This window comes from Archangium sp., assembly GCF_036389735.1.
GTDB lineage: Bacteria > Myxococcota > Myxococcia > Myxococcales > Myxococcaceae > Archangium.
In genome coordinates this window covers 1-12,705 of the sequence record NZ_DASVWK010000522.1, presented here as the reverse complement: position 1 = coordinate 12,705, position 12,705 = coordinate 1, and the positions used below count along the sequence as shown (strand labels likewise).

Here is a 12,705-nt window from a genome sequence, read left to right as displayed (position 1 = left end):
AGCTCACCGCCATCCCCGGGGAGCTGAGCGACAGCGCGCGCAAGCTGGAGAACGTGCTGCGCGGCATCGACGACGACTTCAGCCGCTTCAGCAAGCAGTTGCTGGAGCTGCGGGCCTCTCTGTGAGGAGGCACTGACGCGTGTTCGTCGCTCGGCTCGCACGCCTTCGGCAACGGCTGGATGCGCTCCAGGGGAACTCTTCCCAGACCGAGGGGCTGCGCGGTTGGTGGCGCGGGCTCACGGCCCCCTCCGAGGTGGACCTGTCCCTGCCCACCGTGACGGCGCTCGACCGGGCGCTGGAGCGGGTGGGGGTGCACACGCTCGCGGACGCGCGGCTGTTGCTGGACCTCGGCGTGAAGAAGGGCAGGGTGGGGGAGCTGGCCACCGGGCTGAAGACCCGGGCACAGCAGGCCCTGGAGGAGTTCGAGCAGACGCTGGACGCGGTGGAGAAGATGCTCCGGGTGGGCCGGACGCCGCCGGGCGCGCGCACGGCGCTGGAGCGGGGTTTCGTCCGGCTCACGCGGGTGCTGCGGGTGGCGGATCTCTTCATGTCCCCCACGCCCCCGGCACAGGAGGAGGGTGGTTTCGAGATCTTCTCGAAGCCCGGCCCGCTCTGGAACGACCGCGGGGCCCCGAGCAAGGCCAGCATGGCCGTGGCCGAGTTCCTGGCCCAGCGGGCGCGCGAGAACGTGGAGGACCTGGTCCAGAAGCGGCGGGATCTGGACATCGCCCATGAGCTCCTTCTGCGCATCGGCATGGAGCATGACCGCGACCGCGGCGTGGCCCTGCGCAGCGAGGTGGCCCAGGCCCGCGAGCGTGTCCGCGAGCAACCCGCGACGCGCTCGTTGACGGCGCTGGTGCAGGAGGTGAAGCGCACCGCGCGCAGGGAGCCGCGGATGGCCTGGCGCTCGCTCCGGGGACTCTACGAGCGCGCGCTGGAGGCGAATGACCCCGAGCTGGCGGCGGCGGCTCGCGCGGCGCTCGCGCCGTTGATGCCCTCGGGAGGGCGGATGCGCTCCCTTCTGGAGTCCGCCGAGCGCGATGACCTGACCCGCTGGTTCGGCGAGGCGCCTCCCGTCAGCGAGGGTCCGAATGGTCCACGGCAGGCTCCCAAGGTCTCCAGCGCGGATGATCTGCTCGCGGACCTGGCCTTCTCGCTCCAGCCGGAGCAGCTCTCCGCGTTCGAGCTGGCGGCCGGCTGTGCCCGCTACTTCGACGTGGAGGACTCGCTCACCGAGGAGATCGTCGAACTCAACACGCGCAAGGTGCGTCCCGTGCCACGGCGGGTGCCATACCCCACTCAGAACATGACTTTCGAGCGCACGGGCAGCCTCCACGACGTGCACAACTTCGTGATCGCCGACCCGCGGATGCTCGTCTACGAGCTGGCGGCCCACAGCCAGACGGTGCGCGCCTACCTGGAGGATGAGCCGCCGCCCGAGCCCAAGAAGATGAAGCGCACCGCCGTGCGCGTGTACGTCTGTGACGCCTCGGGCTCCATGCACGGCGCTCGCGCGCGCTTCCGCGACGCCATCATCATCGCCGAGCTCAACAACCTCCGCGTCAAGGCGCGCCAGGGTCTGCCCTTCGACCCGCTCTACTTCTCCTTCTTCAACGACATCCCCACCCAGCTCGCCCGCGTCGACACGGCCCGCGAGGCCACCCGGCAGATCGAGAAGCTCTTCCGAGACTCGCCCGCCGAGGGGCAGACGGACATCTCCCTCGCCCTCATGTCCGCCTTCGAATCCATCCGCGCCGCGCAGGGAAGGGATCCGTACCTCGCCCGCGCCACCGTGGTGCTCATCACCGACGGCGAGGACCGTGTCGACCTGGAGCTCATCCGCCGTACCCGGGCTCCCATGGACGCGCTGGATATCGCGCTCAGCTTCATCTCGCTCGGCGAGGAGAACCCGGACCTCAAGTCGCTCGTCCAGGAGCAGCGCGCCCGCGGCGGCCGCGCCTTCTACCACCACCTCTCCGACCAGGAGATCCAGTGGGCGCGCACCGAGTTCGACAGCCCCTGGCGCACCCTCCTGCCTCGTGACGTGCCCGTCACCCCGGAGATGCTGGAGGCGCTCACGCCCCACCTGGGCGCCCTCGAGGCCCTGGCTTCCGGACGCACCGTCTCCTCCGCGCCCATGGCCTCCGAGGCCTCCTTCGATGCCCTCTTCCCGGAGCCGCAGCGGATCTCCGCCCAGAAGGTGACGGGGGAGTCGCCCGGCCCCGACGTCGCCGCCCGCGTGGCCGACATCCTCGACGCGCTCGTGGAGGCCGCCTCGCTCGCCCCCGCGGACCGCCGCGCCACCGAGAGCCTCACCCTTCTTCAGCACCTGCTCGGGGTGTACCAACTCACCCCCGCCCGCTACCTCGCCGCGCTCGCCACCGGAGGTTCACCGGTACACGAGCGCCTCAATCGCGTCCGGCTCCTCTGCCGTCCCTTCGAGTAGGCTGCTGCCCGGCCATGCTCTTCGACTGGTTGCGCAAGAAGAAGCCCGAGAAGAAACCCCTGGATCCGCTCGCGGCCTTCGATCAGCTCATCGAGGACCTGGAGCGGCAGGGCTTCGAGGTCCGCAAGTCCGCCGCCACGCTGCTGGCGCTCAAGGGAGACCTCGCTCGCTCCGAGGATCGCTACGTCAAGCGACTCCAGGACCTCGCGAAGCGGCGCGCCGTCGCGGACGAGCAGGGGGATGTGAAGATCGCCACCACGCTCGAGCGCGACCGCTCCCAGACCGAGGCCCTGCTCGCCACCACGCGCGAATCCCTCAACCGCGCCGAGCAGGACAGCAAGCTCCTCCTGGAGGCCGCCGCGGACCTCGGCAACCGGGTGGCGGAGCTCCGGACCGAGCGGGAGAGCGCGTCCGCCCGGCTCGCCGTGGGGGGGGCCGTCAGCACGGCCCTGCGCGAGCAGGTGGAGCGCTTCGACAAGCTGCTCGCCGTGGATGCCGCCCGGGATGAGATCGAGCGTGCCCATGCGCTCGCGGACATCTATCGGGAGGAGCGCGGGGAGTCCTCGAAGGAGGGGTGACCCCAAAGGACCCGGCGCCGTCCAATCACGGTAGGGTGCGGCGGGACCAGTTGGGAGGGACGCGATGGGCTGCTGCCACTACCACCACGTCGCGGAAGGCTGCGACAACGCCTTCACCGTGGACACCTCGCGCATCACCTTCGGCCGAGGCTGTCTGGCGGAGGTGGGCGACCGCGCCAGGGCGCTCGGGATGAAGCGCGTAGCCCTGTTCTCGGACGAGCGGGTGGCCCGGTTGCCCCACTTCGAGAAGGTGCGTCAGTCCTTGAACGCCGCCGGGCTGGACGTGGCCGTCTACACCGACGTGCACGTCGAGCCCACGGATCGCTCGTTCCTGGAGGCGGCGCGGTTCGCCGCGGAGGTCCGGCCGGACGGCTACATCTCCCTGGGGGGCGGCTCTGTCATCGATACCTGCAAGGCCGCCAACCTCTACGCCACGCATCCGGCGGACTTCCTGGCCTACGTCAACGCGCCGGTGGGGGACGGGCGCCCGGTGCCGGGCCCGCTCAAGCCGCACCTCGCCTGTCCCACCACCTCGGGCACGGGCAGCGAGGTCACCGGCATCACCATCTTCGATCTGCTCGCGATGGGGGCGAAGACGGGCATCGCCTCGCCAGCGCTGCGGCCCACCGAGGCGCTCATCGACCCGGATTGCACCGCGACGCTGCCCGGCGAGGTGGTCGCGGCCAGCGGGTTGGACGTGCTGTCCCATGCGCTGGAGTCCTATACCGCGCGGCCCTATGTGCGCCGTCCGGCCCCGGCGCGGCCAAGCCTGCGGCCCATGAGTCAGGGTGCCAACCCCTGGAGCGATCTCGGCTGCCGCGAGGCGCTGCGGCTGATGGGCCTGTATTTGGAGCGCGCGGTGGCGGACGCGGGGGACCAGGAGGCCCGCGAGCAGCTGATGTGGGCCTCGACGCTGGCCGGCATCGCCTTCGGGAACGCGGGGGTGCACGCGCCGCACGGCATGGCCTACGCCGTGGCCGGGCTGGTGCGCGACTTCCACCCCTCGGGTTATCCCCAGGACGAGCCCCTGGTGCCGCATGGCATGGCCGTCATCGTCAATGCTCCGGCTGTGTCTACACCGACGCGGACCTGTCAGCCCTCACGGAAGGCGCCTATCCGCAGCAACGCCTGCTCCAGAACGCGCCCCGGGAGATGACCCGGCCCGTCCTCACCGAGCTGTTCCGCCAGGCGCTGCGCTACTGGTAACCCAAGCAGGGGCCCCCGCCATGTCCGACGCAGAGACCTCCGACCGCTACCGCTACTTCCAGCCCATCACCACGCGCTGGATGGACAACGACGCCTACGGCCGACCGCCTCCGGGCGGGCCTGCGCGTGGACAAGCTCGGCAACCGCTCGGTGACGTACGGCATCGGCATCTTCAAGGAGGGCGAGGAGCAGGTCGCGGCCCACGGGTACTTCGTGCACGTCTTCGTGGACCGCGACTCGCGAAAGGCCGTGGCGATACCCGAGCGCCTGCGCGAGGCGCTCGCGCGCATCTCCGTGGGCTGAGCAGGGAAGGCGCTAGGTGCGGCGCGCGGTCTGGTGCAGCTCCAGCACGATGTTGCCGCCCTTGAAGAGCCTCACCGCGCCGGACGTCTGGCTCACCACCAGCGCGATGCACTTCGTCGTCGAGGTGATGCTCGCCGCCGCCGCGTGTCGCGCTCCGAGGCCCAGCGGAATCTTCACCAACTCGTCCGAGGCCGACAGATAGCGCCCCGCCGCCAGCACGACTCCGTCCTCGCGCATGACGAAGGCGCCGTCCAGCACCGAGAAGTTCTTGATGGCCTCGCGGATCTTCGGATCCAGCACGTTGCGCTCGGCCTCGGACAACCCCTGGAACGGGTTGATCGTCATCTGCCGGCTCTTCTCCATCACGCTCGTGTGATCGCCGATCGTGATGATCGTCCCGATGGGGTGGCCCTCGAAGCCCTCCTGACCCACCTGGAGCGCGAGCTGGATGAGGGCGTCCACCACCTGCGAGTTGAACTCATCCCCCAGCTTCACGCCTTCGATCGTCAGCCGGTCGTCCAGCGAGCCACCGATGCGCATCTGCATCATCGTGTCCGGTGATCGGCCGAGTCTGCCCGTCATGCACAGGACCAGGTCTCCCTCCTTGAAGGCTCCCTGGGAGAGCGCGGACACGAGCGCTACCTTCACCCGCTCGGTGCGCGAGTAATCGTAGGCCGGAATCACCAGCGCCCGTTCCTTCTTGGCGAGCAGCTCCTGCGCGACCCGAGGCGCGGTCACCGCGTAGATGAGCTTACGCTTCGCCTGTTGGCGGCGCAGGTCCTCGGGCGGGATGGGGACGTCGCTGATGTAGAGGAAGTGATCCACGTCCCCCTTCCCGGCAAGCGAGAGGGCGGCTCGAAGGAACTCCCGGTCGAATTTCGAGGTGTCGCTCATAGGGTACAACCTCGCCGCCTGTTATGCTGGGTCGGAGTCAGTGTCCTTGACTTCAGACCGCCTGTGAATAAAGCTTTCCGGCCTTTTTTTTCGGAGCACCAGGGCCCTTTCCCCCGCAGCACCGCGGAGCCTAAGGCTGTGAACCAGAAAGATCTCAAGCGTTACAAGAAGATGCTCGAGGACAGCAAGACGAGCCTGCTCGAGAGCGCCAAGAAGACCCTGGTGGAGGAGGCCAGCTTCGACACCGACGATCTCCCCGATGAGATCGACCAGGCCTCTTCCGAGTACGCCCAGTCCATGGTCTTCCGCCTGCGCGACCGGGAGAAGTTCCTGCTCCAGAAGATCGAGCGGGCCCTGGGCCGCATCGAGGACGGCACCTTCGGCATCTGTGAGCGGTGCGAGGAGGAGATCTCCCCCAAGCGGCTCGAGGCGCGGCCTGTCACCACGCTGTGCATCCGCTGCAAGGAAGAGCAGGAGAAGAAGGAGAAGTCCTACGGCTGAGGCCGTGGCCGTGGGGCAGGCGGCTGTCACGCACGGGCCCGCGTGACGTCGCCTGCGCCGCTCCTTCAGGCCGGCAGTTGGATCTCCACCCGGAGCAACTGGCGGCCGATGAGGAAGTGATCCCCGTTGTCCACGAAGACGGGGCCGTTGAGCCGGATGAAGGTGCCGTTGGACGAGCCCACGTCCCGCACCCGCAGTCGGTCCTGCTTCACCTGCAGGAGCGCGTGGCGCCCCGAGACGAAGCCGTCGGTGGGGAAGGTGAGTTCCCCCTGCTCGCGCCCCAGTTGGTTGTCCCCCTCCTTGAGCGGGTAGGCTCCTCCGCGCACGCCCCCCTCGAGGATCTGCACCAGCCGCAGCTTGTAGCCCGGGTCGGCCGAGCCCCAGATGTGGGCGCCGCCGGGCCCCACGGCCGCCGCGGGAATGGGCTCCAGCACCAGCCGCTGCCGACCCAGGCGCAGCTCGCCGCCCACCGGCAGCTCCCGCTCCTGGCGCAGGCGCACGAAGACGCCGTTGGCCCCTCCCACGTCCTCCACCGCCAGCCGGCCGCTCGAGAAGAAGAAGCGGGCCTGCACCGGCATGATGAAGGGGTCATCCGCCAGGGGCAGATCGCCCTGGGGGCCGCAGGTGAGGGTGTCCCGGGTCATCCGCACCACGGACTCCGGGCCACCGTCCGCTCGGACCACGCGCAGGGACACCTGGGGACGGGCCGTCAGTTTCGGCGCGGCCATCACCATCGTACCGGCGCGCATGGGCGAGCCACACGCACTGCAGGTGGAGGCGTTGTCGGGGTTCTCGGCGTCGCAGCGGGGGCAGTAGGCCATGGCGGGCGTACTTACATATCAAGCCCGGCGAGGGCTTGCGCGGATCGCGAGCATTGTCCGCCCACCTTGCGGGCGACCCGACGCTCGTGGGAAGTTCGGGGTACAACACCCCGCCACTGTACCCGGGAAGCCCCTCCTTGCATTGCCCCAGCTGCGGCGCCAACGCCGGTGACGTCTCCAGATTGTGCCCCTCCTGCGGAACCGTGCTCTCGCGCGGGGACGGGGACGACTACATCGGTCAGACGCTTGCCCGGAAGTATCAGGTGGAAGCCCTCATCGGAGAGGGCGGTATGGGCAAGGTGTACCGGGCCCGCCAGGTCGCCCTGGACAAGCTGGTGGTGCTCAAGGTGCTGCGCCAGTCGCTGCTGGGCGATGACCGCACCGTGGCCCGCTTCAAGCGCGAGGCCAAGGCCGCCAGCCGCCTCAACCACCCCAACTCCATCAGCATCCTCGACTTCGGCCAGGCCGAGGACGGGGCCCTCTTCATCGCGATGGAGTTCGTCCCGGGGCATGACCTGCACACCGTCTTGAGCAAGGACGGGCCGCTCCCCGAGTCGCGCATCGTCCGCATCGGCAGCCAGGTGCTCTCCGCCCTGTACGACGCGCACGCCGCCGGCGTCATCCACCGGGATCTCAAGCCCGAGAACATCATGGTGGAGCAGCGCCGCAACGAGCCGGACTTCGTGAAGGTGCTCGACTTCGGCATCGCGAAGATCCAGGACGGCGAGGACGGGCCCACGCTCACCCGCACCGGCTTCGTGTGCGGCACCCCCGAGTACATGTCTCCCGAGCAGGCGCGCGGCGCCACGTTGGATCACCGCTCGGACCTGTACGCGGTGGGTGTCCTCCTCTACCAGCTCCTCACCGGGCGGCTCCCGTTCGAGTCCGACTCCGCCGTGGGCTACGCCACCAAGCACCTCACCGAGGAGCCCCTCCCGCCGTCGCGCAAGCGCCCGGAGCTGCGCGTCTCTCCGGCCATGGAGCGACTCATCATGCGGGCCCTCTCCAAGAGCCCGGATGACCGGCCGCAGGACGCCGAGGTCTTCAAGGCCGAGCTGCTCGCCGTGGAAAAGGAGCGCGAGCGCCGGCCCAACGCCGCTCCCGCCAATCGGCGCTCGCCGGCCTCCGCGGCGGTGCTCGCGCCGCTGCCTCGCCGGGCCACGCCCCCTTCGACCAACTTGAGCACGGAGATCACCGACCCGGGTTGGGGCGGCGACTCCGACGCCACCGTGCGCGCCGTTCCCGAGCGCATGCAGGCCAGCGCGGCGATGGCCCGCATGTCACAGGAGCGCACGCAGCTCGCCGCTCCCAGTCGGCCCGTGCCGGAGCGCGACAGGGAGCGCGACAGGGAACGCTCGCAGCCCTCGCCCCTGGTCTCCGTCCGGGCCCCGGTCGAGCGGATGCCCGCGTCCGTGCCCGTGCCCACCATCACCATCGACAAGGCCGAGGCCGTCGTTCCCAGGGCGTCCGAGGGTGGGGTGGGCTTCCTCAAGGCCTTCATCATCACGCTGGCGGTGGTGTCGCTCGCCCTGGGCGCGTGGTGGTTCTTCGGCAACTGGCGCACCCAGGCGCGCAACACGCCCTTCGTTCCGCCGAAGAACGCGCCCATCCCCGGCCAGGAGTCCGGCGCCTTCGTGCCCGTCCCCGGCGTGCCGCTGTACGAGCAGGAGATTCCCGCGGCGGCGCGCAACCCGGAGGAGGCGGAGCGGTACGAGCAGCGGGGCGACGACGCCCTCAAGCGTGTCAGCCTGGACCTGGCGGCCACCGAGTACCTCAACGCCTTCATCCTCAACCCCTCGCCGGAGCTGTCGCTGAAGCTCGGTGAGGTGTACTGGACGCGGGAAATCCCCGCCGAGGCGCGCGGCTGGTGGAAGCGCCACCTGCGGGATCTGCCGAAATCCAAGGCCCGCGACTACCTGCTCGGCAAGGTGCCGGACCTGCTCTCCGCCGGAAACCAGTAGCCCGGCGGTCGTCGCTCAGCCCACGACCTCCACCTGGAGGATGTGCTGACCCAGGCGCACCCGGTCCCCCGGGCGCAGCGCCCGCTCCACCGTGGGAGGGATGCGCACGTACGTCCCGAGCCCTCCGGAGAGGTCGCGCAATTGGGCGCCCGAGGCGGTGAAGCTCAGCTCACAGTGCCGGCTGGCCAGCCCCTCCTCCTGGGGATAGGAGAAGTCGCAGTTGGCCTGCCCGAGCGTCATCAGCGGGGCGGACGTCACCACGGTGCGCCCGCTGCGACCTCCCACCAGCACCTCCTCCACGCCGAAGACGCCCTGCCCGGGAGGTACCGGGGCGCCGTAGACGGTGGGGCGACCGGCGAGGGGCGGCGGGGCCTCGAGCTTGCCGATGAAGCGGAAGAGGCGCTGGCCGATGCTGAAGAAGGACATCGGAGTCAGGGTCTCCGAGCCAATGGTGACGTACACGCCCGAGGTGCTGGACTCGTCGCGCACATGCAGCACGTTGTCCTTGATGAGGAAGGTGGCGTGCTGGGCGGAGAGGAAGATGTCGTCGGCGAAGAGGATGGCGCCCCGCGTGCGTCCCACGGTGCAGCCGGTGGTGGGCAGCTTGAAACGCTGGCCGCGCGCGGTGCCGGCGATGACGCTCAGCCCGAAGCGGGAGGCGGCGGGGGCGGGGCGCGCGCCGGAGCCAGGGGCCGCGGCGGGCTTGGGCGCCGGACCGGGCGGGGCACCGGAGCCGGGAGGGGAAGGGGCCCGGGCGGAAATCCCAGGAATGGGACGGGGCGCGGCCACCGGCACGCCTCCGGCCGAGGCGATGGGGGGTGGGGTGCGCGAGGACGGACGCAAGCCCGGTGGAGCCTCGGGCGGACGGGCGGCAACCGGAGGGGGGCGGGGGGCCCCGGCGGGCTTGCCCGAGGAGGGGGCGGGCGAGGCGTGGGCCGATGAAGCCTGGGCCGGAGCCGCCGTCTCCACCAGCGGGGTGCCACAGCTCGCGCAGGTCTCCGCGCGAGGAGGGTTGTACCCGTCACAGTTCGGGCAGACCACGGCGAGAGCGGACAGCAGGAGCTGTGACATGGGCGAAGTGACTCTAGAAGTGCCTAGAAGGCCGGGTCAACGAAAGCGAGGGCCCGTGCGAATCCCGAGGTTGTGACATTGCCCCCCCAGGGGGCCGCAGTTACCATTGCTGACGCTTCGATGATCCGGCTCAACGACATTCTCCAGCGGGTTGCCTCCTATCATCCGGACCCCGATCTGGACATCATCAAGAAGGCCTACGTCTACTCGGCCAAGGTTCATCAAGGCCAGCTCCGCAAATCGGGGGAGCCCTACCTCATCCATCCCCTGGAGGTCGCCGGCCTGCTCGCCGAGCTCAAGCTCGACGAAGCCTCCATCGTCACCGGCCTGCTCCACGACACCATCGAGGACACGCTCGCCACCGCCGAGGAGCTCACCGAGCTGTTCGGACCCGAGGTGGCCCAGCTCGTCGACGGGGTGACCAAGCTCTCCAAGTTCTCCGCCTCGGCCACGCTCTCCCAGGAGGAGAAGCAGGCGGAGAACTTCCGCAAGATGATCATCGCGATGGCGCAGGACATCCGCGTCATCCTGGTGAAGCTGGCGGACCGCACGCACAACATGCGGACCCTGGACCACATGTCCGAGGAGAAGCAGCGGCGCATCGCCCAGGAGACCCTGGACATCTACGCCCCGCTGGCCAACCGCCTGGGCATCAGCTGGATCAAGACGGAGCTGGAGGACCTGTCCTTCCGCTACGTGAAGCCCCAGGACTTCGTCGCGCTCCAGGACAAGCTCAACAAGCGCAAGAAGGAGCGGGAGAAGTACATCGAGGACGTCAGTACGCTCGTGCGCACCAAGCTGGAGGAGCGGGGCCTCAAGGGCGACGTCAGCGGCCGCTTCAAGCACGTCTACAGCATCTACAAGAAGATGAAGTCGCAGGGGATCGAGTTCGAGCAGATCCACGACATCATCGCCTTCCGCATCATCATGCCCGCGGTGCCCAGCTGCTACGAGGCGCTGGGCCTGGTGCACCAGCTGTGGAAGCCGGTGCCGGGGCGCTTCAAGGACTTCATCGCCATCCCCAAGCCCAACATGTACCAGTCGTTGCACACGACGGTGGTGGGGCCGCTGGGCGAGCGCATCGAGGTGCAGATCCGCACCCCGGACATGCACAAGGTCGCCGAGGAGGGCATCGCGGCGCACTGGGCGTACAAGGAGGGCAAGGCGCTCTCCGTCAGCAAGGACGACGAGAAGTTCGCCTGGCTGCGCCAGCTCATGGAGTGGCAGCAGGACCTCAAGGATCCCAAGGAGTTCCTCGAGACGGTGAAGGTGGACCTCTTCACCGACGAGGTCTTCGTCTTCACGCCTCGCGGAGACGTGAAGAGCCTGCCCCGGGGCGCGACGCCGGTGGACTTCGCCTACGCCATCCACTCGGACGTGGGCGGCCGGTGCGTGGGCGCCAAGGTGAACGGGAAGATCGTCCCGCTGCGCTACAAGCTGAAGAACGGCGACACCATCGAGGTGCTCACCAGCCCCCAGGCGCACCCGTCCAAGGACTGGCTCACCTTCGTCAAGACGAGCCGCGCCCAGCAGCGCATCCGCGCCTTCATCAAGCAGCAGCAGCGCGAGAAGAGCCTCCAGCTGGGCCGCGAGTTGCTCGAGCGCGAGCTCAAGCGCTTCCAGCTCAACTTCAACAAGCTGCTGAAGAACGGCGAGTTGAAGAAGGTCTGCGAGGAGCTGGGCTACCGGATCGAGGACGATCTGCTGGTGGCCCTGGGCTACGGCAAGGTGGTGCCCAACCAGGTCATCGCTCGCGTGGTGCCGCCGGAGAAGCTGGCGGCCGGCGCGGGGGATGGCAAGGGCACGTCGGGAGACGGAGCCGCCTCGGCGTCCACCAGCGGCGGCATGCTGCCTGGCCTGTCGCGGGTCACCGACTTCGCCAAGAAGCTGGTGGGCAAGCAGAGCAGCAGCGGGGTGCAGATCGGCGGGGTGGACGACGTGCTGGTCCGCTTCGGGCGCTGCTGCAACCCGGTGCCGGGAGACCCCATCGCCGGCTTCATCACCCGAGGCCGGGGCGTGACGGTGCACACGGTGGGCTGCGACAAGGCGCTGGCCACGGATCCGGAGCGTCGCGTGGACGTGTCCTGGGACGTGCGGGGCGACTTCAAGCGCCCCGTCACCCTGCGCGTGCTGACGGCGGACCGCACGGGCCTGCTGGCGGACATCTCCAATACCTTCTCGAAGAAGGGCGTGAACATCTCCCAGGCCAACTGTCGGGCCACGGGGGATGACCGGGCGGTGAACACCTTCGAGGTCACCATCTCCGACCTCAAGCAGCTCACCGACCTGATGCGCACCATCGAGCGACTGCCGGGCGTCTTCTCCGTCGAGCGCATCTGAGGTTGGTCGTCCGGGCGGCCGGTGGTAGAGCCGCCCTGGATGGGCGGCCGCTCCCGGTCGCCACACCTCCGAGGTGCATTCATGGCTCGCAAGATCGTGCAGTCGAACGACGCGCCCAAGGCGATCGGTCCCTACTCGCAGGCGGTGCAGGTGGACGCCGGGAAGATGACGTTCCTCTCCGGCCAGATTCCGCTGGATCCGAAGACGATGGAGATGGTGCAGGGCGACGTGGTGGCCCAGGCCGAGCAGGTGATGAAGAACCTGGGCGCGGTGCTCAAGGAGGCCGGTCTGGACTTCTCCCACGTGGTGCGCTGCACCATCTTCCTCACGGACCTGGGGGACTTCGCCAAGGTGAACGAGGTCTACGGCCGCTCCTTCACCGGTGAGCCCCCGGCTCGCGCCACCGTGCAGGTGTCCGCGCTTCCCCGCGGCGCCAAGGTGGAGATCGACGCCATCGCGGTGTCCTGAACGCTCGCGGGGCGGACCTCGGGCCTGCCGGTCGGAGGGCATGTCTGGCCAGGACAAAGAGAAAGGCCGCCGGACCCGCTTCGGTCCGACGGCCTTTTTCAATTCAGCGGGAGGCG

Annotated in this window: 11 protein-coding genes; 8 read left to right on the top strand and 3 right to left on the bottom strand. The window is 69.3% G+C overall.

The genetic code is table 11. The features are described 5' to 3' along the window. Window positions 1-139: 139 nt before the first annotated feature. The 4 genes from VF794_RS18330 to VF794_RS18315 all read left to right on the top strand — a co-directional run bounded on the left by VF794_RS18330 (window position 140) and on the right by VF794_RS18315 (window position 4,533). The gene (locus VF794_RS18330) at window positions 140-2,446 is read left to right on the top strand and encodes a vWA domain-containing protein (RefSeq protein ID WP_331112145.1); all 2,307 of its coding nucleotides are present in this window, start codon (window positions 140-142) and stop codon (window positions 2,444-2,446) included. 14 nt (window positions 2,447-2,460) lie between these two features. Next, window positions 2,461-3,024 carry a hypothetical protein gene (locus VF794_RS18325; protein ID WP_331112143.1) on the top strand — a complete coding sequence of 188 codons (564 nt, stop codon included), beginning with the start codon at window positions 2,461-2,463 and terminating at the stop codon, window positions 3,022-3,024. 64 nt (window positions 3,025-3,088) lie between these two features. Next, entirely contained in the window at window positions 3,089-4,180 is a 1,092-nt protein-coding gene (locus tag VF794_RS18320) for a hydroxyacid-oxoacid transhydrogenase (RefSeq protein ID WP_331112141.1), read from the top strand. A gap of 176 nt (window positions 4,181-4,356) precedes the next feature. Beyond that, entirely contained in the window at window positions 4,357-4,533 is a 177-nt protein-coding gene (locus VF794_RS18315) for a hypothetical protein (RefSeq protein WP_331112139.1), read from the top strand. 12 nt (window positions 4,534-4,545) lie between these two features. Here VF794_RS18315 and VF794_RS18310 read toward each other — a convergent pair whose 3' ends face one another. Then, window positions 4,546-5,427: a DNA integrity scanning protein DisA nucleotide-binding domain protein gene (locus VF794_RS18310; protein WP_331112137.1), complete on the bottom strand. Its 882-nt coding sequence runs from the start codon at window positions 5,425-5,427 to the stop codon at window positions 4,546-4,548. Between the two features lie 138 nt (window positions 5,428-5,565). On the opposite strand from VF794_RS18310, the gene VF794_RS18305 reads away from it, so the two are divergent. Further along, entirely contained in the window at window positions 5,566-5,928 is a 363-nt protein-coding gene (locus tag VF794_RS18305) for a TraR/DksA family transcriptional regulator (RefSeq protein ID WP_043398472.1), read from the top strand. A gap of 65 nt (window positions 5,929-5,993) precedes the next feature. Here the strand turns inward: VF794_RS18305 and VF794_RS18300 are convergent, their stop codons facing one another. Beyond that, a complete protein-coding gene (locus VF794_RS18300; RefSeq protein ID WP_331112132.1) occupies window positions 5,994-6,749 on the bottom strand; it encodes an FHA domain-containing protein in 756 nt (251 codons plus the stop codon). Window positions 6,750-6,952: 203 nt separating this feature from the next. Between VF794_RS18300 and VF794_RS18295 the strand changes: the two genes are divergently transcribed. Continuing rightward, window positions 6,953-8,710 (top strand): serine/threonine-protein kinase, encoded by a 1,758-nt coding sequence (locus VF794_RS18295; RefSeq protein WP_331112130.1) that lies wholly within the window; start codon window positions 6,953-6,955, stop codon window positions 8,708-8,710. Window positions 8,711-8,725: 15 nt separating this feature from the next. Here the strand turns inward: VF794_RS18295 and VF794_RS18290 are convergent, their stop codons facing one another. Continuing rightward, on the bottom strand, window positions 8,726-9,781 hold the full coding sequence (locus tag VF794_RS18290; protein ID WP_331112128.1) for an FHA domain-containing protein: 1,056 nt from the start codon (window positions 9,779-9,781) through the stop codon (window positions 8,726-8,728). Between the two features lie 120 nt (window positions 9,782-9,901). On the opposite strand from VF794_RS18290, the gene VF794_RS18285 reads away from it, so the two are divergent. Together VF794_RS18285 and VF794_RS18280 are read left to right on the top strand one after the other, a co-directional pair. Continuing rightward, window positions 9,902-12,121 (top strand): bifunctional (p)ppGpp synthetase/guanosine-3',5'-bis(diphosphate) 3'-pyrophosphohydrolase, encoded by a 2,220-nt coding sequence (locus VF794_RS18285; RefSeq protein WP_331112126.1) that lies wholly within the window; start codon window positions 9,902-9,904, stop codon window positions 12,119-12,121. Window positions 12,122-12,202: 81 nt separating this feature from the next. Then, the gene (locus tag VF794_RS18280; protein ID WP_331112124.1) at window positions 12,203-12,589 is read left to right on the top strand and encodes a RidA family protein; all 387 of its coding nucleotides are present in this window, start codon (window positions 12,203-12,205) and stop codon (window positions 12,587-12,589) included. The last annotated feature ends 116 nt before the right edge of the window (window positions 12,590-12,705 follow it).

Coding starts and splice junctions, on each gene's coding strand:
- VF794_RS18325 (WP_331112143.1), top strand. CDS start 2,461: ATGCTCTTCGACTGGTTGCGCAAGAAGAAGCCCGAGAAGAAACCCCTG.
- VF794_RS18320 (WP_331112141.1), top strand. CDS start 3,089: ATGGGCTGCTGCCACTACCACCACGTCGCGGAAGGCTGCGACAACGCC.
- VF794_RS18310 (WP_331112137.1), bottom strand. CDS start 5,427: ATGAGCGACACCTCGAAATTCGACCGGGAGTTCCTTCGAGCCGCCCTC.
- VF794_RS18300 (WP_331112132.1), bottom strand. CDS start 6,749: ATGGCCTACTGCCCCCGCTGCGACGCCGAGAACCCCGACAACGCCTCC.
- VF794_RS18290 (WP_331112128.1), bottom strand. CDS start 9,781: ATGTCACAGCTCCTGCTGTCCGCTCTCGCCGTGGTCTGCCCGAACTGT.
- VF794_RS18285 (WP_331112126.1), top strand. CDS start 9,902: ATGATCCGGCTCAACGACATTCTCCAGCGGGTTGCCTCCTATCATCCG.
- VF794_RS18280 (WP_331112124.1), top strand. CDS start 12,203: ATGGCTCGCAAGATCGTGCAGTCGAACGACGCGCCCAAGGCGATCGGT.